Source organism: uncultured Lamprocystis sp., from assembly GCF_903933125.1.
In the GTDB taxonomy this organism is placed as follows: Bacteria; Pseudomonadota; Gammaproteobacteria; order Chromatiales; family Chromatiaceae; genus Thiodictyon.
On the sequence record NZ_CAIZIZ010000587.1, the window covers coordinates 1 to 20,354 of the forward strand.

At 62.0% G+C, this 20,354-nt stretch carries 16 protein-coding genes and 1 pseudogene; 4 read left to right on the plus strand and 13 right to left on the minus strand.

The features are described 5' to 3' along the window. The 3 genes and pseudogenes from QZY03_RS31680 to QZY03_RS31690 all read left to right on the plus strand — a co-directional run. Positions 1-233, plus strand: a pseudogene (locus QZY03_RS31680) (hypothetical protein); the annotation flags it as partial. 332 nt (positions 234-565) lie between these two features. Continuing rightward, positions 566-1,180 (plus strand): bifunctional 2-polyprenyl-6-hydroxyphenol methylase/3-demethylubiquinol 3-O-methyltransferase UbiG, encoded by a 615-nt coding sequence (locus QZY03_RS31685; protein WP_295588405.1) that lies wholly within the window; start codon positions 566-568, stop codon positions 1,178-1,180. Further along, positions 1,165-4,071, plus strand: a complete 2,907-nt coding sequence (locus QZY03_RS31690; protein ID WP_295588408.1) for a DEAD/DEAH box helicase family protein — start codon at positions 1,165-1,167, stop codon at positions 4,069-4,071. Before QZY03_RS31685 ends, QZY03_RS31690 begins: the two co-directional genes overlap by 16 nt. Positions 4,072-4,119: 48 nt before the next feature. On the opposite strand, the gene QZY03_RS31695 is transcribed toward QZY03_RS31690, so the two are convergent. The 13 genes from QZY03_RS31695 to rimP all read right to left on the minus strand — a co-directional run bounded on the left by QZY03_RS31695 (position 4,120) and on the right by rimP (position 19,331). Further along, positions 4,120-5,217 (minus strand): hypothetical protein, encoded by a 1,098-nt coding sequence (locus QZY03_RS31695; RefSeq protein WP_295588411.1) that lies wholly within the window; start codon positions 5,215-5,217, stop codon positions 4,120-4,122. A 200-nt stretch (positions 5,218-5,417) separates the two neighbouring features. Beyond that, positions 5,418-5,843, minus strand: a complete 426-nt coding sequence (locus QZY03_RS31700; RefSeq protein WP_295588413.1) for a hypothetical protein — start codon at positions 5,841-5,843, stop codon at positions 5,418-5,420. Beyond that, positions 5,840-6,610 (minus strand): hypothetical protein, encoded by a 771-nt coding sequence (locus QZY03_RS31705; protein ID WP_295588416.1) that lies wholly within the window; start codon positions 6,608-6,610, stop codon positions 5,840-5,842. The genes QZY03_RS31700 and QZY03_RS31705 overlap by 4 nt, the downstream gene beginning before the upstream one ends. 93 nt (positions 6,611-6,703) lie before the next feature. After that, positions 6,704-7,417 (minus strand): phospholipase D family protein, encoded by a 714-nt coding sequence (locus tag QZY03_RS31710; RefSeq protein ID WP_295588419.1) that lies wholly within the window; start codon positions 7,415-7,417, stop codon positions 6,704-6,706. Positions 7,418-7,708: 291 nt separating this feature from the next. Then, a complete protein-coding gene (locus QZY03_RS31715; RefSeq protein WP_295588422.1) occupies positions 7,709-8,371 on the minus strand; it encodes a phospholipase D-like domain-containing protein in 663 nt (220 codons plus the stop codon). Continuing rightward, positions 8,371-9,237: a DUF4351 domain-containing protein gene (locus tag QZY03_RS31720; RefSeq protein ID WP_295588425.1), complete on the minus strand. Its 867-nt coding sequence runs from the start codon at positions 9,235-9,237 to the stop codon at positions 8,371-8,373. Before QZY03_RS31720 ends, QZY03_RS31715 begins: the two co-directional genes overlap by 1 nt. Before the next feature lie 818 nt (positions 9,238-10,055). Continuing rightward, a complete protein-coding gene (gene pnp / locus QZY03_RS31725; protein ID WP_295588428.1) occupies positions 10,056-12,155 on the minus strand; it encodes a polyribonucleotide nucleotidyltransferase in 2,100 nt (699 codons plus the stop codon). A 193-nt stretch (positions 12,156-12,348) separates the two neighbouring features. Next, positions 12,349-12,618 carry a 30S ribosomal protein S15 gene (gene rpsO / locus QZY03_RS31730; protein ID WP_295588459.1) on the minus strand — a complete coding sequence of 90 codons (270 nt, stop codon included), beginning with the start codon at positions 12,616-12,618 and terminating at the stop codon, positions 12,349-12,351. A gap of 228 nt (positions 12,619-12,846) precedes the next feature. Next, complete coding sequence (gene truB, locus QZY03_RS31735) at positions 12,847-13,770, minus strand: tRNA pseudouridine(55) synthase TruB (protein ID WP_295588473.1); 924 nt, start codon at positions 13,768-13,770, stop codon at positions 12,847-12,849. Further along, positions 13,770-14,216, minus strand: a complete 447-nt coding sequence (gene rbfA, locus QZY03_RS31740) for a 30S ribosome-binding factor RbfA (protein WP_295588461.1) — start codon at positions 14,214-14,216, stop codon at positions 13,770-13,772. Before rbfA ends, truB begins: the two co-directional genes overlap by 1 nt. 22 nt (positions 14,217-14,238) lie before the next feature. Continuing rightward, complete coding sequence (gene infB, locus QZY03_RS31745) at positions 14,239-17,268, minus strand: translation initiation factor IF-2 (RefSeq protein ID WP_295588463.1); 3,030 nt, start codon at positions 17,266-17,268, stop codon at positions 14,239-14,241. Then, positions 17,265-18,788, minus strand: coding sequence for a transcription termination factor NusA (gene nusA, locus QZY03_RS31750; RefSeq protein WP_295588466.1), 1,524 nt, complete (start codon positions 18,786-18,788; stop codon positions 17,265-17,267). Before nusA ends, infB begins: the two co-directional genes overlap by 4 nt. A gap of 39 nt (positions 18,789-18,827) precedes the next feature. Continuing rightward, positions 18,828-19,331, minus strand: coding sequence for a ribosome maturation factor RimP (gene rimP / locus QZY03_RS31755; protein ID WP_295588468.1), 504 nt, complete (start codon positions 19,329-19,331; stop codon positions 18,828-18,830). 299 nt (positions 19,332-19,630) lie between these two features. On the opposite strand from rimP, the gene QZY03_RS31760 reads away from it, so the two are divergent. Further along, positions 19,631-20,185 carry a SprT-like domain-containing protein gene (locus QZY03_RS31760; RefSeq protein WP_295588471.1) on the plus strand — a complete coding sequence of 185 codons (555 nt, stop codon included), beginning with the start codon at positions 19,631-19,633 and terminating at the stop codon, positions 20,183-20,185. Positions 20,186-20,354: the final 169 nt, after the last annotated feature.

Sequence of the window (20,354 nt, forward strand, 5' to 3'; positions counted from 1 at the left end):
ACGATTTTCACGCACTCAGCCCGGAAGATCGCCAAGCGCTGCTGGAACGGATGGATGTTGCGGACCGTTTGCGTGGGTTGGACGCTGAGGAGCGTTTGCGTGGGCTGGACACTGAGGAGATCTTGCGCAGGTTAGACCCTGCGGAGCGTTTACGCGGGTTGGACCCTGAGGAGCGCTTACGCGGGTTGGACCCCGAACAGGTCAAAGCGTGGCTTAAGCGTACGGGGCATTAGGGGATTTCCGAGCCTCAGCGGATATCTTGATCATACCGGCCTGCCTGGTATAAGAACGCTCGGAAATCACCTTAGCCGGTCGAAATCGCGTCTGCGCGGCCCTGCTCCGGCTAACGGTCATGGATGGCCTGCCCGAATGCCTGGCAACCCTGGCGCGCTATGATGATCCGGACGAAGAGGATGTGTGGTGATGCCACGACGCACCTCGACGATTCGATCTTGAGAACGATGAATAGACCAAGCCCGCCATACGATCAAGCAAGACCCGCCGGATACCGATAAGAATAGCCGCCAACCAACCGCAAGACCAGAGACCAAACCCCGAGCCCTCCATGGACGATGACACAACCGCCTACTACCGAGCCAACGCCGCCGCCTTCTTCGCAGACACCCTCGGGGTAGACATGGCGCCGCTCTATGCCCGTTTTCTGCCGCTCATTCCCGTCGGCGGGCAGAAGATCCTGGACGCCGGCTGCGGCTCCGGCCGCGACACGCGGGCCTTTCTCGATCGCGGCTATACAGTCACCGCCTTCGATGCCTCGGCCGAACTGGCCGCGCTGGCCGCCGCCCATGTCGGCCAGCCGGTCCAGGTCCTGCGCTTTCAGGACCTGGAATGGACTCAGGCCTTCGACGGCATCTGGGCCTGTGCCAGCCTGCTGCATGTGCCCGCGACCGAGTTGCCGGATGTCCTGAGCCGACTGGCAAGGGCGCTGCGGCCCGGCGGCGTCCTCTATGCCTCATTCAAGTTCGGCAGCGGCGAACGTGAGTACCATGGCCGCCGCTTCACCGACCTCGATGAAGCAGGCCTGGCGACCCTGCTCAGCCAGGTCCAGGGTCTGACCGGACTGGACACCTGGACGACCGGCGACCGCCGTCCCGGCCGCGAATCGGAGCGCTGGTTCAACGCCCTGTTGACCACGACGGCGGATGCATGGTCCAACATCTGACCACCGGCGGCGTCCGCGATCCCTTTCTGCCCCGACTGCTGGCCGCCATCCGCTGCGCCAATCAGATCGACCTGGCGGTCGCCTTCATCAAGTCCAGCGGTCTGGCCCTGCTCTTCAATGCGCTGACCGATGCGGTCGAGACCCGCGGCGCCCGCCTGCGTGTCCTCACCAGCGACTATCTGGATGTCACCGACCCCCAGGCGCTGCGTCGCCTGATGCTGCTCGCGGAGCGCGGCGCCGACGCGCGAATCTTTCAGTCGGATGATCAGAGCTTTCACCTCAAGGCCTACATCTGTGTCCATGGCGATGGGGTACGCGAGGTCTGGGGTGCGGCCTTCGTCGGCTCCAGCAATATCAGCCGCACCACCCTCACCGACGGGCTGGAGTGGAACTACCGGATCGACCGGACGACCGATCCCGCCGACCCGGCCGACAGCCGTTTCCGCGAGATCCGCGACGCTTTTCAGACCTTGTTCGATCACCCGTCCGTCCACCCGCTGGACCACGACTGGATCGAAGCCTACGAACAACGCCGCAAGGTGCAGCGACTGCCGATCGCGCCCGGCAGCGATGACCCGGAGGACGCCGCACCCTGGCCCACGCAGGTGCAGCGGGAGGCCCTGACCGCCCTGGCCGACTCACGGGCAGCCGGATTCCGCCGCGGCCTGGTGGTCATGGCGACCGGGCTGGGCAAGACCTTCCTCGCCGCCTTCGACAGCGAACAGATGCAGGCCGGGCGGGTCCTGTTCGTCGCCCATCGCGAAGAGATCCTGCTCCAGGCCGAGGCCAGCTTTCTGCGCGTCCGCCCCCGCGCCCGGGTCGGACGCTATACGGGCGCCCGCAAGGACGCGGACGTGGACCTGCTGTTCGCCTCCATTCAGACCTTGGGACAGGCGTCGCACCTGCGGCTCTTCGACGCCGGACAGTTCGATTATGTCGTGGTCGATGAATTCCATCACGCCGCCGCACCCATTTACCGGCGCCTCTTGCAGCACTTCCAGCCGCGGTTTCTGCTCGGCCTGACCGCCACCCCGGAGCGCACCGATCAGTCCGACATCCTGAGCCTCTGCGATGACAACCTGGTCTATACCCGCCCTCTGTTCGATGGAATCGAACTGGGCCTGCTCTGCCCATTCCATTACTTCGGCATCCATGACGAGACGGTGGACTACCAGGAGATCCCCTGGCGCAACGGTCGCTTCGACCCGACCACCCTCTCGAACAAACTCGCCACCCTGGGCCGCGCCCGCCACGCCCTGAAGCACTGGCGGGACAAGGCACAGGAACGCACCCTCGCTTTTTGCGTCTCCACCGCACACGCCGACTTCATGGCCGAGCGCTTCGGCCGCGAAGGCATCCGCGCCGCAGCGGTCTATCGGGGCTCGGCACTCGACCGCAGCGCCGCGCTGGAACTCCTGGAACGCGGTGACCTGCAAGTCATCTTCTCGGTGGACCTGTTCACCGAAGGGGTGAACCTGCCGGCCATCGATACCGTCATGATGCTGCGGCCCACCGAGTCCAAGATTCTTTTCCTCCAGCAACTCGGCCGCGGCCTGCGCCGCCACGCGGGCAAGGAGCGCCTGGTGGTGCTGGACTTCATCGGTAACCATCAGGGCTTTCTCAATAAGCCCCAGGCACTCTTCGACGTCGGCTCGCGCTACCGTGACCTGGCCGCCTTTGCACGCCAGGCGCGCGACGGTCAACTCAAGCTCCCGCCGGGCTGCTACGCCAACTATGATCTGGCAATCATCGACTTCCTGATCCGGCTCCAGGGTCGGGGGCCGGATACCGACTATCAGGCGCTCAAAGACTCATTGGGCCGCCGCCCGACACTGACCGAGTTCTATCGCAGCGGGTCGAACTTACCGGATCTGCGTCGCCGCCATCGGCACTGGTGGGCGCTCGTCGACAGCCAGGCGGATCTGACAGCCGCCGAGACCGATTGCCTGACACGCCACGCGGACTTTCTGCGCGAGGTGGAAACCACAGCAATGACCAAGTCCTTCAAGGCCGTCCTGTTGGAATCGCTGCTCGAACTCGACGGCTTCCGACACCCGCCGCGGATCGAAGACTTGGCCGCCAAAGCGCTGGAAGTCTTCCGGCGCCGCCGCCGATTCATCGCGGACATTCGCGACGATCTGCGAGACCTGGATACCATCGCGCCCGGCAAATGGCTCGCTTATTGGAAGGGCAATCCCATCAATGCCTGGACCGGGGGCAACCAAGGTGCAGCGGCCAAACGCTGGTTCGAGGTCCGCGACGGCCGCTTCCAGCCAACCTTCCATGTAACCGATGATGAGCACGATGCTTTTCAGCGCATGGTGCAGGAGTTGGTCGATTATCGGCTGGCCGCCTATGAGCCCCGACTCACAACGCCGGAGCCAGCGACCACAGCAGAGCCCGTCGCGCATTCCGCCGCGATCCTCCCCTTCCGCAAGCGCACTGCTGAACCGGCAGCCTTCGCTGAGATCCCGTATTTCCCGGATCTCCGAATTGCCTGCGGCCACTTCCGCAGCGGCCGGACCGACGCCGATGCATCCTGCCGAATAGGTCCAGGCTTCGGCCGCCTCGACCCCGCCCGTCATTTCGTCGCCCGTGCGGTCGGCAACTCAATGAACGGCGGCAAGCAGCCGGTGCAGGACGGGGATTATCTGCTGCTGGAGTTGATCGACCCCGCCAAGGCCGGTTCGATTACCGGCAGTATCATGGTCATTGAGCGTCAAGGCGTGGACGGCGAGGATCAGTATCTGCTGCGCGTCGTCCACAAGAGCCCGGAGGGGCGTTACATCCTCAAAGCCACGAATCCCGATTATCCGGATTACGAGGCTGATGAGGGGATGCGGACGTTGGCACGGCTCAGGGCTGTGCTGACGCCTGAAGATATCTCGTAGAGACCGAGGAAGGCAGCGTTTGGCCAACAAGACGATATAAAAAACCGGCTACATCCAAATGGCCTGAGCGACCGCAGACCGAAAGCGATCAACAAAAACCTCTCCGACGCTTTCAATACTCAGTAATTCTTCATCCGACGCGTCAGCTAGATCCCCGACGCACTCAATCCCGACAGCTTTTAGTCTATCGATCTTTAGCTCAGTTAGCCCATAGGGATAAGCCTTCGACTTCTTCAGTATATCTATTGGCTCAGACAAGATCCCTAATTCCGCTCCCTCAATTGGGATTGGCACAGCAATATTCTTAAACTGCTCACCCTTCTCATGCAGTTCAGCAAACGTGAAATCATTATTACTCCACTTTTCAAAGATTGCTTTTGTAAGCCGGGCGCCCGTCGTCACTTCCAAAAGATTACAAAGATTGACAGCGTACCTAGTGCCGCGTCCACCTGATCGCATAGCGCGCGACGCTTCTCTTCGAGCGATAAAGCCAACATACTCAAGGATCTCGAATGGCCTAGAGTAACGAGCAACAATTTTTCGATGGACCAAAACGGATGAGCATTCCTCAACGGTAGCGCACTCGCGGAAAAGAACCTCTGCAATTTCTCGAGCGGTTTCAACGGCAGGGGTGTATTTCCCCAGTTTTGGTTTGACTTCTTCCAGCAGTGGCCAATAATAATCAGCCGCTAGTCGGAGAAGCGTAGTTCCGAGTGCGGGCAAACCAATCTTGGTGCCACTATCATTATACTCACTTATGGCATTGCATAAAAAAACAAAGCCGCGCATATTTCCCAGTACAGCATTAGCCACGAAAACAGCAAACTCATCTAAGCTAAACCCCGAGATGCGATCAGAGGTAAACTGTGGATAACGAATATGCAGAATCTCAGAAAAAAGCTCTCGAAAGCCAGACTGCTCCGGAGTTCTGACGATGTCAACCACTGTTGCATCGTTAAATACATCAAACCTTACTCCAAACTCTGTCACGCCTGGGTAGATTGCTGCCTTGCAGGATATGGTGTCACTGGAAAGTGTTCTGAAGATATCGAAGAAAGTGCTCAACGATGTTTCACGACCAATATGCGCAGCATCGTCAAAGAAAAGGACAATACGTTTACCTGTCTGGACGCTTAAGTACTTCAAGTGAAATATTTGTAGGCGCCAATAATTGCAAAGCATTGATTTAAAAGAAAGATAAATAATTAAGCGCTCATAGCGAATATATTGATGTACTTATCCTCGACAATCCGGCTTTCAGTTCTCGAAAATCGGTAAGTACTTCAAGTGAAATATTTGTAGGCGCCAATAATTGCAAAGCATTGATTTAAAAGAAAGATAAATAATTAAGCGCTCATAGCGAATATATTGATGTACTTAGTCTCTGAAAAAGCGTAATCAGCAACACTCAGAATAGATTGAATTCTTCTGCTCACCCATCCGTAGAAATATTCTTCATAATCGGAACCGCTCGCTCGCAGCAATGGAACATATCTTAGACTGATATATAGACCGATGACATCAGAGTTTGTATTGTAAGGCGACAACCTATGGCTTGCTTCAATCATAAAGGCGCTCTTGCCACTCCCGCGGCCGCCTTGCAAGAGTACCGGGCCATGGGCAATTAGCTTACGAATAACCCTCTCGTCATGAGCTGAAAATCGATGAATAGCACTAAACTTATCGGCCCTACATTCTTCAGCAGCAAGAATAAGCGACGCTTCTTCGTGTAGATCAAGATCGATAGATTTTCGCGCTTTTGCGTTTTTCATGGTTGCAATCTTTCAAAGATATCGAGTGCCAAATCTGGCGCCAAAGGAAGAAAAGCTTGTTCCGCAAAATTAAAAACGACCGCGAGCACCGAAGAGACTTTCACTGCACTCTCTATAAGATCCATCAAAGTTGCACTGTCATAATAAGATGCCATTGTCACAACAAACTCGTGATGCACACCTTTCGACGCTCTTGAGTAGGTATCCGATGCTTGGTGACGAGCCCAGGGGGCGAATGTCTCTGGACTAAGTCGCTGAAGTTCGCGTGTCCATGTTCCACTATTATCTCGATTACCGACCGCATCCAAGAATCTCGTAAAGGCAGGATTCCACAGAACAGCTGCTTGGTAGTCACCAAGTAGAGATCTAGTCATCTGGTCAGCTCGCCTGTCTGTGGCCCAGAGAGGCGCCTTGGCACTCCCTTCCGCCAATATATCACCTAGCCACTGTATAGAAGAAGCATTCCTGGCGCCAGGTGCATAGTTCGCATTTGACTGTACCTGCCGAAGCGTCAGTATTCGAAAAGGGTCGCTCCGGGCAATGAGCGCGGTACCTGTGACCTCTAGAATGCTTCTGGCTAGATATGGACCAAAGAGCGTATGTATATCCATTTGCAGGCCGAAAGGATCCGGTAGCTCTCGCTGCAGTCGCGCAAGTGTATCGTGCATGTGGCTAAGCGCGTTCCCAAGATCGCTGGCGAAACCCTGAATCGCTTCGCAGACTAACGTCGGAAAGTCCGGCAGAATAGAACTCTCAGTTATTGGCACTGGCGGATTCCTAGTCTAACGGCAATTGCACGACAACGCGCTCGTTCTGAGCTGCTAATGAGAGGCGACAGGGGGCAGAGTCACTTACGCTTTCTACCCAAGACGGACATCCGCCGGCCACAGAAAATACGGCCCAAACTTCCCGGACACCCTAAACTCTCCTCCCGCCGCCTTGCCCTTTGCGGTGAGCTTCAAATGCTCCCCATCCCGCTCGACCAGCCCCGCGCTCAGCAACTTGTCGCCCAGTTCGCCGGTCCGCATCCCAAGCGCCTTGGCGAGGCGGGAGGTCGTGAGCTTGTCGAAATCTTTTTCATCGGCGGACTCGGCCGTCGACTCGCGAACCTCATCCTTCGGCGGATCCACCTTCTCGGCCGCAAGTCGGACCTCTTCGCTGACGCGGATCAGGCGCTGCGCCTCTTCGTAGGTCTCCCGGTACAGGTCCGGCTCTTGTTCCCGATCGACGAACACGCCCATCTCATTGTTGTTCACCTGGCTGAAGTCGTAGAGATTCATAGAGGTGATGATGGCGGAGCGCTCGTTCAGGTAGCACTTGGCGTGCAGGTTCTGGCAGAAGCTGGTGCGAACAAAGGGGAGGGATCGAAGCCAGTTGATCTCGTGAGGCGCCAGTTCGCTCTTGCCGTAGACGATTCGCACGTCGATTTTCATGCGGTCTTTGTCCTGGAGCAGTTCGCGGATGCGGTCGTTGAACTTGAGGAACGGACTGATGATGATCAGTCGTTCCCGAGTGGCCTTGATCAGCTCTTCCAGAAAATAGTTGGTTGCACTGGTGTTTAGAAACTTAGCCATGGTTCAGGGTCCTTACCTCGGGGACGGGGACAGTGCAGCGGGCGACGCCATTGGACCGTCTTGCCTTGCGTGATTATCTCCAATGTGGCTCTGACTGTCTGCCGTTTCGTTTACCGAGATGCGACGAAGCGCGCAATTTCTCGCGGCGGTCTTGCAGTTGCCGGTTGCGGACTGCCCGGTTCAAGTGGATAGGCGTCGCGCTGGGACGATTCCGCGACCGTCGCCCTTGGCGCCATGCGCAGATGCATCCTCCTGCCAGGGGCGCCGGATTAGGTCGGGTTATCGTGAAAGTCAGACAGCGACCCTGTGGAAGCGGCCTGTGGCCGCGACGCGGTGTTGTGGTGAACGCCGATGGTCACGATCCCGCGAGGCCCCATCGCGGCCGGAGGCCGCTCCCACCGAACACGTCCAACGGAAAACGTCCAGGTGCTCGAAGTTTTCGACCAGACCGCCGGCGGTCTCGTTGGCGGAGCCCGAGAAGCTGACGTGGTGGCCGCTGTCGTCGGAGAAGACGCCGGTCTTGGCATGAAACAGGCCGCGGGCGTAGCTGCCCTGGGCCGTCACCCGCAGGGCGAGCTTGATTTCCAGCAGGCCGGCGGCGGCGAGCCAGGCCAGGGCATTGAGCCGATCTTTGACGAGCGCGTCTTCGAGCTCGGCCAGGCTGCGGGCGGCGATGGTGCGCAGCACGGCGGCGGGATGGTCCTGGGCACGTTCCAGCGCGGCGCAGTCGTCGGGTTCCAGATGCGGGGAGACGACGAGTCGCATGCGCCCGCGCCGCAGCGCCAGGCTGGCGACGCCGCGGGCGGCCAGCGCCAGGCCGGCGCTCGTAAAATAACCGGCGGCGCGGCGGTAGAGGACGGCGGCGTCGAGACAGGGGACGAAGAAGCCGCACACCAGGTCGTCACGACCGGTGCGGTAGGAGAGTTGCAACGGGAGGTCGGTGAGGTTGGGCATCAGGTCGAGACGGTGTCTTGGGCCTCGTTGCAAGCCGTCGGCAGTGGAAGGCGCCAAGCGTCGGGCGGATGTTGCTGGAACCAGTTGTCGAGTTCCGCGAGCGTGGTGATCTCCCAAATGGCCTCGGCCAAGGCATCGAGATGTTCCGGCGAAAGCGTGGCGATAAGATCCTCGATCTCGGGCGGCAATACCCCAAGACGACACCTGTAGAGTCTTTGCACCATAGGGGTCAAGCGCGCTGCGCGGAAGCCTCTCTCGTAGCCGATGCGCTCCGGGTTTGTGATGTAACGCTTGCGCTCTTTCGGAGGCTTCGTCTCTATCAGCCAATTGCCGAGGTCATCGACGCAGTTGAATCCCAACAGGGCAAGGGACAACTCCCGGACCTGCTCCAGGTTCAGCAAGTCGATGTGATCTCCCAGCATGTAGGGGAGGCGGCCAAGTTTGCGCATGATTTGCCGCTTCACCAAGGCACAGGCTTCGGCGTGGCGTGCTTGGCGACAGTCCTGCCGATCGTCGGCTGCGTCGCCGGGGTCTTGCGTGGAGGCGTCGTCAGAGGTGACGTAAGGCATACGCTTGTTGCACTCCAAGGTGGTGAGTTCTTGCCAGAGCTTGGTTTCCAGCTCGGAAGGCAGCCGCATCATCCAGTCGATGACGGCGAACAGATCGATGATCCGCTGACGATCCCAATCCCGTTCATAGAGTAGCCGGGCGAGGCGCCATTTTGCCGCATATCTGCGCTCGGTGTCGCCTTGGGTCGCACGGGTGAGCAGATGCGCGGCGGTGACCAGCGCAAAGGGATTGGGGTCTGCCACCAGATCTTCCAGGCGATCGGCATAATCGAGGAGCTTGACCAGCGGGTATTCCAAGAGGTGCCGACAGCCGAACAGATCCCAGCCAAAGCCGCAGGTCGAGCCCGGCAGGCGGGGCAAAGATGGCGCCGGGGCCGGGCTCACGGACTGGTAGGGGTCGATGCCGGGCGGGCTCAAACGCCGAAGACCGGGGCGACGCAACCGGAGGCCGACGCTTTAGCGGGCGGTGCCGCCGCGTTCGGCTGAAACCTCGACCTCCCGTGTGTTGTGCGGGTGCAGCAAGATCCGCAGAGGGGGCTGTAGGGGCGACTAAAGTCGCCCCTACACCTTGGTATATCTTTTCCCCGAAAACACCTTAACACCTCAGATTACTTATCTTTTAAGATTTTTAGCTTACAGCGTAAAAAAATCGCTCAGCGGCACTACACCCGTGAAATTTTGTGAAAAGGGGCGATTCAGAAAATCAGGGACTTCGCCCCGGGCCTGGTGAACTTTCCGCAGCGTACTCCGAGGCTTGGCGGATATCTTCATCTTCCAACTCCGGGTACTCGCCCGCCGCTACACCAAAGGTCTGTCTGGATATCAGGTCCGCAGGCTATAGGGAACGAACTACGCGGGAGAATGTGGTCGCTGTCAGCGCGTGGCGTGTGTATCACGAAGACCACCACGCCGTTTGAGAGTCCCAGTGTGTAGATGCGCACTGTCGGCAAGTCGAGCAAGAGGTCGATGCGCTTGGCAGGGTAGCAAACTGGAGCTTATCGAGGCGAGTTACAAAACAGAGCCTTGTAATCAGAGAGTTACTGGCTGCCCACTAGCGCGGAGCGCCCAACAGATGCGTGACACCGCCGGAGCGGTGTCACGAGGAGATTGGCGAATTACTCGCCGAGCTCGACCGCCTTCATGCTCAACCGAATCCGCCCCTGCTTGTCGACTTCCAGGACCTTGACCCGGACCTGATCGCCTTCCTTGAGCTTGTCGCTGACCGATTGCACCCGCTCCTCGCAGATCTGGGAGATATGCACCAGCCCGTCACGGCCGGGGAGGATGGTGACGAAAGCGCCGAAGTCCATGATGCGGGCGACCTTGCCCTCGTAGACCTTGCCCACTTCGACATCGGCGGTGATGAGCCGGATGCGCCGCTTGGCTTCTTCACCGGCGGCCTTCTCGACCGAGAAGATCTTGACGATGCCGTCGTCGGTGATGTCGATGGTGGCGCCGGTCTCTTCGGTGATGGCGCGGATGACCGAGCCGCCCTTGCCGATGACGTCGCGGATTTTCTCCGGGTGGATCTTGAGTTCGATGATGCGCGGCGCATGCTCGGACATCTCGGCGCGGTGCACGTCGATGACCTTGTTCATCTCGCCCAGGATGTGCAGCCGCCCGACCTTCGCCTGGGCCAGGGCGACTTCCATGATCTCCTTGGTGATCCCTTCGATCTTGATGTCCATCTGCAGGGCATTGATGCCCTCGACGGTGCCGGCCACCTTGAAGTCCATGTCGCCCAGATGGTCTTCGTCACCCATGATGTCGGTGAGGACGGCGAACTTGTCCCCTTCCTTGATCAGGCCCATGGCCACACCGGCCACCGCGCCCTTGATCGGCACACCGGCATCCATCAGCGACAGGCTGGTGCCGCAGACGCTGGCCATGGAGCTGGAGCCGTTGGATTCGGTGATCTCGGAGACGACGCGCACCGAATAGGGGAAGGCTTCGATGCCGGGCATGACGGCCAGCACACCGCGCTTGGCGAGCCGCCCGTGACCGATTTCGCGGCGCTTGGGGCTGCCGACGCGGCCGATCTCGCCGACGCAGAAGGGCGGGAAGTTGTAGTGGAGCATGAAGTGCTCGCGCCGCTCGCCGTCCAGTGCGTCGATGATCTGGCTGTCGCGCTCGGTGCCCAGGGTGGTGATGACCAGCGCCTGGGTCTCGCCGCGGGTGAAGAGCGCCGAGCCGTGGGTGCGCGGCAGGACCCCGGTGCGGATGGTGATGGGACGCACCGTCTTGGTGTCGCGCCCGTCGATACGCGGCCGACCCTCAATGATGTGACCGCGCACGATCTCGCTCTCGAGCCGCTCGATAGTGCCCTGGATCTGCTGGGCGTTCCAGGCGCAACCCTCAAGCGCGGTAACCCGATCGTGGATGTCCGCCCGGATCTCGTCCAGGACAGCGTAGCGGGCCATCTTCTCCTTGATGGTATAGGCTTCAGCGATCTGGCCGGCGCCGGCGTGGGCCACCGCCTCGGCCAGTTGCGGATCAGGCAGCACGGGCTTGAAGGGGATCTGCGCCTTGTGGACCTGGGCCGCCAGTTCGCGGATGGCGGTGATGACCACCTGCATCTGCTCATGGCCGAACAGGACAGCGCCCAGCATGATCTCCTCGGACAGGCCGCGCGCCTCGGACTCGACCATCAGCACGGCCTTGTCGGTGCCGGCCACGATCAGGTCCAGATCGCTGTCCGGACCCAGGCCGATGACGGCGGGGTTCAGGATGTACTCGCCGTTCTTGTAGCCGACCCGCGCGGCGCCGATGGGGCCGTTGAACGGCACGCCGGCCACGGCCAGGGCCGCAGAGGTGCCGATCAGCGCCGGCACCTCGGGGTTCACCGCCGGATTCAGCGATTTGACCGTGGCGATGATCTGGACTTCGTTGGTGAAACCGTCGGCGAACAGGGGCCGGATCGGCCGGTCGATCAACCGCGAGGTCAGGATCTCGCCCTCGCTCGGACGGCCCTCGCGACGGAAGAAGCCGCCGGGGATGCGGCCGGCGGCATAGGTCTTTTCCTGATAGTCGACGGTCAGCGGCAGGAAATCGCGCTCCGGACTGGGCTTTTTGCTCACCACCACGGTGACCAGCACCACGGTGTCGCCCATATTGACCAGCACCGCGCCATCGGCCTGGCGGGCGATCTCGCCGGTCTCCAGGGTGACGGTCTGATCGCCGAATTGAAACTGCTTACGAATGGGAGTGGGAATCACGGGTCAGTCCTCTGGTCTCGGCCTCGGGTTTGCAAAGAGTCGCCTGCGCCACAGGCTCCAGGTGCGTAGGGGACCGCGGGTGGCCTGCGGGCAGGTGCCCGAGGCCTGGGAGTTTGGCCCCAGCGGCCGGCAACCGGGCCGCCGCGGGGCGGACGAACTCACGACTGTGGCCGTGGGTCCGCCGGTGCAGCGTCTAGCGACGCAGGCCGAGTCGCGCAATCAGTTCGCGATAGCGATCGAGATCCTTGCCCTTCAGGTAGTCGAGCAGCTTGCGTCGGGAATTGACCATGCGCACCAGGCCGCGACGCGAGTGGTGGTCGTGCTTGTGGACGCTGAAGTGTCCGGTCAATTGCTGGATGCGTGCCGTCAACAGGGCCACCTGCACCTCGGGGGAACCGGTATCGTTCTCCCCCCGGGCGTAGGCGGTGACGATCTCTTTCTTCTCTGCGGCATTCATGGTCATTGAGGGTCTCCTTAGAATAATGGGGACATGAAAAGTCCTGTACCGACGGCACCTGCCGCCGCTGATCACCCCGACAATGACATCAGGGGATCGGACCGGTTAATCGCGCACGAAATTCTACCGGCTCGCTGGACCGGCTCCAAACCATGTGGCATTTGGAGAAAACCTTGGCCGCCGGCCGCCAGGGATGATCAGGTCGAACCGGCGGCTGGCAGCGGGCAGTTGCACTCAGACCAATCGCTTGGGCTGGACCTTGCCGTCATCCTGAATCTCGCCAACACCCAGAAAGTGCTCGGAGACATCGTACAGCCGCACCAACCCCTCGGTCGGTGCCCGCGGCACCAGCACCGCCTGACCCTGCTGAAGATAGAACGCGGCATCGGCCGACAGGCGCAGCGCGGGCCAGTGGCCCAGGGCGGAGTCGAGCGGCAGCAGCAGCGCGTCGAGTTGCGGCGCCGCGCCCTCCTGGTCCGCCAGGTCACGCACCTGATCCAGGGTGACGAATGGCACCACGGTGTCCAGGTAGGGACCGACCCCGGTGCGGCGCAACTGACTCACATGGCCCCCGCAGCCGAGTTCCCGACCGATGTCTTCAGCCAGGGTGCGGACATAGGTGCCCTTGGAACAGTGCACTTCGAGTTCGATCTCAGGCAGATCGCAACTCAGCAGTTCCATTGAGAAAATTTGGATCTGGCGCGGCGTACGTTCGACTTCCAGTCCCTGGCGAGCCAGCTTGTAGAGTCGCTCGCCCGCATGCTTGACCGCCGAATACATGGGCGGCAACTGGTCGATCGGCCCCAGGAAGCCGGTCAGCACGTCGCGCACCCGTGCAGCATCGACACCCACCACGGGCTTGGTCTCGACCACCTCACCTTCCGCATCGGCGGTGGTGGTGGTGACCCCAAGCAGCACCTTGACCCGGTAGCGCTTGTCGGCGTCCAGCAGGAAGGCGGAGAACTTGGTGGCGGCCCCCAGGCACACCGGCAGCAGACCGGTAGCGAGCGGGTCCAGACTGCCGGTATGGCCGGCCTTGGCGGCACGATACAGGCGTTTGATCCGTTGCAAGGCGTCATTGGAGGTGAGCCCCAGGGGCTTATCCAACAGCAGAATCCCGGTGACATTACGCCCCGGACTACGGCGTCTCCCTGGCATCATTGTGGTTGCTCCCGTTCTTCGGCGCTCGACGCGGGTGAGGACGCATCCGCCGCGTCGTCGGTCTCGTCGGGCGATTCGTCGGTCGGCGCACCAGTACCCTGCACCGCCACATCGATCAGGTGCGACAAGTGTTCACCGGCAAGAATGGACGCGTCATAGACGAAATGGAGTTGAGGCATGATCCGCAGCCGCACCCGTTGCGCCAGCGCATGACGCACGAAACCGGACAGGCGGCCGTTCAGCAGCCGCGCCTGCTCTTCTGCATCTTCCTCCCCCCCAAAGCAGGTGAAAAAGACTTTGGCGTGCGACAGGTCGCGGACCACCCGCACCTCCTGCACGGTGATGTTCCCCAACCGCGGATCCCGAACCTCATCGCGCAGCACCTGATAGAGCTCGCGCTTGAGTTCGGAACCGATCCGCTCGGTACGATCGAATTCCTTCATGCCTGACCTGCTGCCGCCACGCTCATATGATCCGTGCCCGCTCGGTGCGCTCGAACACCTCGATGTGGTCACCGACCTGAACATCGTTGTAGTTCTTCACCCCAATGCCGCAATCGGTACCGGCCCTGACTTCGGCCACGTCGTCCTTGAAGCGGCGCAGGGACTCCAGCGTCCCCTCGTAGATCACCACGTTGTTGCGCAGGACACGAATGGGGTTATTGCGCTTGATCAGCCCGTCCACCACCATACAGCCCGCGATGGCGCCGAACTTGGAGGAACGGAAGACATCGCGCACTTCGACCATCCCGATAATCTCCTCGGTCACGATGGGCTTGAGCAGGCCGGAGATCGCCTTCTTCACGTCATCGATCAATTCGTAGATGATGCTGTAATAGCGCAGATCGATGCCCTTCTCCTCCACCACCCGGCGCGCCGCCGCGTCGGCCCGGACATTGAAGCCCAGGATGATGGCATTGGAGGTCACCGCCAGGTTGGCGTCGGACTCGGTGATGCCGCCTACCCCGGTGGCCACCAGGATCACCTTCACCTCGTCGTTGGTGAGCTTAAGCAGGCTCTCGCGCAGGGCTTCCAGACTGCCTTGGACATCCGCCTTGACGATCAGGTTGACCGACTTGAGCTCCCCGTCCTTGAGCTGGGAGAAGATCTGATCCAGGCTTACGCCGCGGTTCTCGTCCAGCTTGGAGCGACGTACCCGCGTGGAGCGCAGCTCAGCCACTTCGCGGGCCCGGCGCTCGTCAGCCACGGCCAACACGTCATCCCCTGCGTTGGGGGTGGCGGAGAGGCCCAGAACCTGCACCGGGATCGACGGACCAGCCGCCTCGATCGCGTTTCCGGCCTCATCGAACATGGCGCGCACCCGGCCGAACTCCCCGCCGCTGACGATCATGTCGCCGCGGCGCAGGGTCCCGGACTGCACCAGAATGGTGGCCACCGGACCGCGGCCCTTGTCCAGACTGGATTCCACGATAGTCCCGCGGGCCGGCCCATCCACCGGCGCCTTGAGCTCCAGCACCTCGGCCTGCAGCAGAATGGCGTCCAGCAGATCGTCGATCCCAACGCCGGTCTTGGCCGAGACCTTGACCAGCATGGTGTCGCCACCCCATTCCTCGGTCAGCACATCGTGCTGGGAGAGCTCCTGCATCACCCGATCCGGGTTGGCGTCGGGTTTGTCCATCTTGTTGACGGCAACCACGATCGGCACCTTGGAGGCGCGCGCATGGTGAATCGCCTCAATGGTCTGGGGCATCACGCCATCATCCGCCGCGACCACCAGGACCACGATGTCGGTGACCTTGGCGCCGCGGGCACGCATCGCCGAGAAGGCGGCGTGACCAGGGGTATCCAGGAAGGAGATGACCCCGCGACTGGTCTCGACATGGTAGGCGCCGATGTGCTGCGTGATGCCACCGGCCTCGCCGGAGGCAACCCGAGTCCGCCGGATATAGTCCAGCAGCGACGTCTTGCCATGGTCGACGTGACCCATGATGGTGACGACCGGCGCGCGCGGCTGGGCCTCGGCCTGACCGGACTGCTCATCGGCCTCTTCGATCAGGGTATCCTCGGCGGTACGCTCGTCGGCAATGACCGCCTTATGACCCATGTCCTCGACCAGCAGCGTCGCCGTGTCACGGTCCAGGGCCTGATTGATCGTGACCATCATGCCCTGTTTGAAGAGCTCTTTGATCAGGTCGCCGACCTTGACCGACATCCGGTTGGCTAGTTCACCGACTGAGATGGTCTCAGGCAGTTCCACCTCGCGCACCACCGGCGCGGTCGGCCGCTGGAACAGATGCTTGTCCTGAAGCTGAGGCTTGGCACCTTTGCGCTTGCGACGCGGACGCCCGCCCCCGGCCTCGCCATCGACTTCCTCGTATTCGGCACGCGGGGCCTCCTGATCACGGGCCCGCAGCGTATCCTTGCGTCCGGCCTTCTTGACCGATTTTTCCTTCTCCGACAGTTCGGGGGCCTTCTTGGCCGCGACCGCCGCCGGCGGCCGCTTGGCTGGTTTGGCCGCCTCGGGGCGGCGACGCGCGACCGCGGCCTCAGGCCGCTCTTCTTCCTGACGCGCTCCGGCCACCGGCGGCGCGACCGCCGGTACGGCTTCCTCGGAAGCCTCAGCCGCGGCAGCCGCGGCGGCAACCGCCGAACGTTCAGCCGCCGCCCGCGATTCTTCTTCAGCCAGACGCCGCGCCTCGACCTCGGCCGCCCGGCGCGCCTCATCAGCCTCGCGACGGCGCTCCTCGTCTTCCCGTGCCCGCCGCTCCTGGTCCTCCAGGTCGGCCAACCGCCGCGCTTCCTGTTCCGCCCGCAACGCTTCGAGCTCGGTACGGCGGCGACCGCCGTCATGAGGGATGCTGCGCAGCGTCTGCCGATCGCGCGGCGGCCGCGGGGAATCGGCCGGCCGCCGCAGCGGCGGTGTCGGCCGGGTCGGCGCGGCGGCAACCGGAGGTGGGGATGGCGTCGCCGCCGGGGCGGGCGGAGCCGTTGGGGCGAGCGGGGCCTCGACGGCCGGGATGACCTCGGCCGCGACTTCGACCTCGGCTTCGACCACCAGCTCGACCACTGTCGCCGCACCGGCCTCAGCCACGGTCTCCTCAGCCACGAGCTCAACCACCAACTCGACCGGAGCCTCTTCAGGCACCTCGGCCGGCGTCGACTCATCGCCACGCTTGACGTACGTCCGCTTGCGACGCACCTCCACGCTCACCGTCTTGGCACGCACGGTCGGGGTCGGCCGCGAGCCGCCGGCACCACCGGCACCCCCACCGGGGACACGCGGGGTCACCGCCGGTTGGCGCAACTCGCTCATCGACTTACGTTTGAGCGTCACCTGACTGGGGTCAGCCCCACCCTCGGCACCGCCCTTGCCATGACTGCGACGCAGATAACCCAAAAGTTGCAGCTTTTCCTGCTCGGTCAGGGTGGACTCGGCGCCGCTGGCACGGATACCGGCCTCGCTGAGCTGAGTCAGAAGACGTTCGACCGGGATGCCGACCGTAGAGGCGAGTTGTTTGACTGTGACTTCACTCATGAACGAACCTCCTGACGGGATTCCTCACCCGTATCGGCAAACCAGGGCTCACGTGCTTTCATGATCAAGCGCGCCGCCCGCTCTTCGTCCATGCCCTCGACTTCCATCAATTCATCGACCGACTGTTCGGCGAGGTCCTCCATGGTGATCACCCCGCGCGCCGCCAACGCGAAGGCGAGGCCCTCGTCGACGCCGTCCATGCCGAGCAGGTCCGCCGCGGGCTCGGTCCCCAACACCTCCTCGGACGCGATGGCGCGGGTGAGCAATGCATCCTTGGCGCGTTGCCGCAACTCCGTGATGGTGTCCTCATCCAGATCGTCGATCGCCTGCATCTCCGCAAGCGGCACATAGGCCACCTCATCAACGCTGGTAAAGCCCTCATCCACCAGGATGGCCGCCAGGTTCTCATCCACGCCGAGTTGATCCATGAAACTCTGGACCGAGCGGCGCGCCTCCTGTTCGCTCTTGGCGGCGGCCTCATCTTCGTTCATGACGTTGAGCTCCCAGCCGGTGAGCTGGCTGGCGAGCCGCACATTTTGCCCGCCGCGCCCGATGGCCTGGGACAAGTTCTCTTCCTTGACCGCCACGTCCATGCTGCGCGACTCCTCGTCGATGACGATGGAGACCACATCCGCCGGGGACATGGCGTTGATCACGTATTGAGCCGGATTATCGTCGTAGAGGATGATGTCGACACGCTCGCCGTTGAGTTCGTTGGAAACCGCCTGCACACGCGAACCGCGCATACCGACGCAGGCGCCTACCGGGTCGATCCGCGCATCCTTGGTCCGCACCGCGATCTTCGCGCGCGCGCCGGGATCGCGGGCAGCGCCCAGGATTTGGATCAGCCCCTCGCCAACCTCCGGCACCTCGAGCTTGAACAACTCGATGAGCAGTTCCGGGGCGGTGCGGCTGACGAACAATTGTGGCCCCTTGGCCTCGGCGCGCACGTCGAACAGATAGCCGCGCATACGGTCGCCGGTGCGCACCGATTCGCGGGGGATGACGTGCTCACGGGGAACCAGTGCCTCGGCGTTGTTACCCAGGTCGAGCAGGATGGTGCCCCGATCCGCCTTCTTCACGATGCCGGTCACCAGTTCGCCCTTGCGGCTCGTGTAGGCATCGACGATCTTGGTACGCTCTGCTTCCCGCACCTTCTGCACGATGACCTGCTTGGCCGTCTGCGCGGCAATGCGCCCGAACAGCTCCGAGTCGATCTCTTCCTCCATGAAATCTCCGGCCTTGAGCCCGGGCTCCAGGATCTCGGCCGCGGACAAGGTGATCTGGCGTTCCGGGGCCTCCAGCACCCCCTCCACCGGGTCCTCGATCACCTCCCAGCGACGGAAGGTCCGGTAGTCGCCGGTCTTGCGGTCGATGACCACCCGCGCCTCGATCTCGCCGCCGTGCTTCTTGCGGGTCGCCGAGGCGAGCGCCGCCTCAATGGCCTCGAAGATGACATCCTCGGGCACATCTTTTTCGTTGGATACGGCCTCAACGACCAGCAGGATCTCTTTACTCATACGTTCTTTTACTCAGCACTGTGCGACCGGCGACCATGGTTACCGGTGCGCGGCGTCTCCGAAATCAGGTACCAAACGAGCGGACTCCAGGACTGCCAGCGGAATTTCCCAGACCCGGCCCTCGGCCTCCAGCCGGATGATCACGGGCGGTGTGCCCGCGGCCTCATCCAGGGCCCCCAACCCAAGCAGCACCCCTTCCAGCTTGCGCCGGCCTTCAATCTTCTCGGCCAGCCGGACCTTGATCCAGTGACCGGCAAAGCGCGTGAAGTGCTCCGGAAACACCAGGGGCCGATCCAGTCCGGGCGAGGACACCTCCAGGTCGTAATGACCCGGCAAGGGGTCCTCCACGTCAAGGACGCCGCTCAACTGGTGGCTCACGGCAGCACAGTCGTCCACGGTGACGCCCCGTGCATGGTCGATGTAGACCCGCAGCGTCCCGGCCCCGCCGCCGTGCTGAAAAAACTCGACGGCAACCAGTTCATACCCCATGGACTCCACCACGCGGAGTGCCAACTGCGTCAGGGTGCTGTCAACCGGCTGCATTACAAAAAACCTTGAAGAAAAACGGGTCCCAAAAATGAAAAATGGGCCAATGGCCCACTTCTGATGTCGACCGGCCCCACGGACCACCGTGGACGGGGCGACCCACCTCGCGAAGTACAAAAAAACCCCGGAAGACGGGGTTCATGACGGAAAATTCGGGGGCAACGCCCGTTCGCGGAAAGCTTAACCGTCAAGCACTCTAGCCTTCGGATTTTAGGTCTTCTGCGTCCTGCGCGCAAGACGCTTGATCCGGTATTGGAGAACTTCCGAAATCGGCGCGGTGGTGCGACCATTGGCGCATGCCCACCACCAGTCACCACGGCACCGCGGACGAACAGGCGCTACAGCAAACCGTCAGGGAGCGTACCCGTCACCTGCTGACTGCGGCCGAATCCTGGCTGCGCGTCGCGATTCCTGAGCCGCAGATTCTTTTCGACCTGCGGGGACGGGCCGCCGGCCAGGCCCGCCTGGCGCCCCGCGGCCCCTGCATCATCCGGTTCAACCCGGTCCTGCTGCGCGCCAACCGCGCGTCATTCCTGGCCGACACGGTTCCTCATGAGGTGGCACATCTGGCGGCTTTCGCCCGCCACGGCCTGCGCATCCGGCCGCACGGACCGGAATGGCAAGCGATCATGCGCTACTTCGGAGTCAAGCCGGAACGCTGCCATCGCTACGACCTGTCCGCCACCAGCGGACGCACCCTGCGCGAGTTCGACTACCACTGCGACTGCCGGGAACATCGGCTGAGCAGCATTCGTCACAATCGCGCGCTGGCGGGCGGGATCTATATTTGCCGCCACTGCGCGACCCCGCTGCGGCCGGGTCCGCGGCCTGACCGGGCCGACGCCCGTTAAGTAACGGTTCAAAAATAACCGCAACATCCGTAGGTCGGGTTAAACCGTGACCAGAGTGGGAAACGTAGTTTCTTGGAGACCGGTGCTTCCCAAAACTACGCATCTCGTCCTGGACGCGGTTTAGTAACGCGTCATGAACAAGTTAAACACGAACAAAACCGCTTCGTTG

What these genes read in the sequence shown, in the direction of transcription:
- rbfA (WP_295588461.1), bottom strand. Translation starts at nt 14,216, where the DNA reads ATGAAGGAATTCGATCGTACCGAGCGGATCGGTTCCGAACTCAAGCGC.
- QZY03_RS31710 (WP_295588419.1), bottom strand. Translation starts at nt 7,417, where the DNA reads ATGGCTAAGTTTCTAAACACCAGTGCAACCAACTATTTTCTGGAAGAG.
- QZY03_RS31700 (WP_295588413.1), bottom strand. Translation starts at nt 5,843, where the DNA reads ATGAAAAACGCAAAAGCGCGAAAATCTATCGATCTTGATCTACACGAA.
- QZY03_RS31715 (WP_295588422.1), bottom strand. Translation starts at nt 8,371, where the DNA reads ATGCCCAACCTCACCGACCTCCCGTTGCAACTCTCCTACCGCACCGGT.
- truB (WP_295588473.1), bottom strand. Translation starts at nt 13,770, where the DNA reads ATGCCAGGGAGACGCCGTAGTCCGGGGCGTAATGTCACCGGGATTCTG.
- nusA (WP_295588466.1), bottom strand. Translation starts at nt 18,788, where the DNA reads ATGAGTAAAGAGATCCTGCTGGTCGTTGAGGCCGTATCCAACGAAAAA.
- rpsO (WP_295588459.1), bottom strand. Translation starts at nt 12,618, where the DNA reads ATGACCATGAATGCCGCAGAGAAGAAAGAGATCGTCACCGCCTACGCC.
- QZY03_RS31690 (WP_295588408.1), top strand. Translation starts at nt 1,165, where the DNA reads ATGGTCCAACATCTGACCACCGGCGGCGTCCGCGATCCCTTTCTGCCC.
- infB (WP_295588463.1), bottom strand. Translation starts at nt 17,268, where the DNA reads ATGAGTGAAGTCACAGTCAAACAACTCGCCTCTACGGTCGGCATCCCG.
- QZY03_RS31685 (WP_295588405.1), top strand. Translation starts at nt 566, where the DNA reads ATGGACGATGACACAACCGCCTACTACCGAGCCAACGCCGCCGCCTTC.
- rimP (WP_295588468.1), bottom strand. Translation starts at nt 19,331, where the DNA reads ATGCAGCCGGTTGACAGCACCCTGACGCAGTTGGCACTCCGCGTGGTG.
- QZY03_RS31760 (WP_295588471.1), top strand. Translation starts at nt 19,631, where the DNA reads ATGCCCACCACCAGTCACCACGGCACCGCGGACGAACAGGCGCTACAG.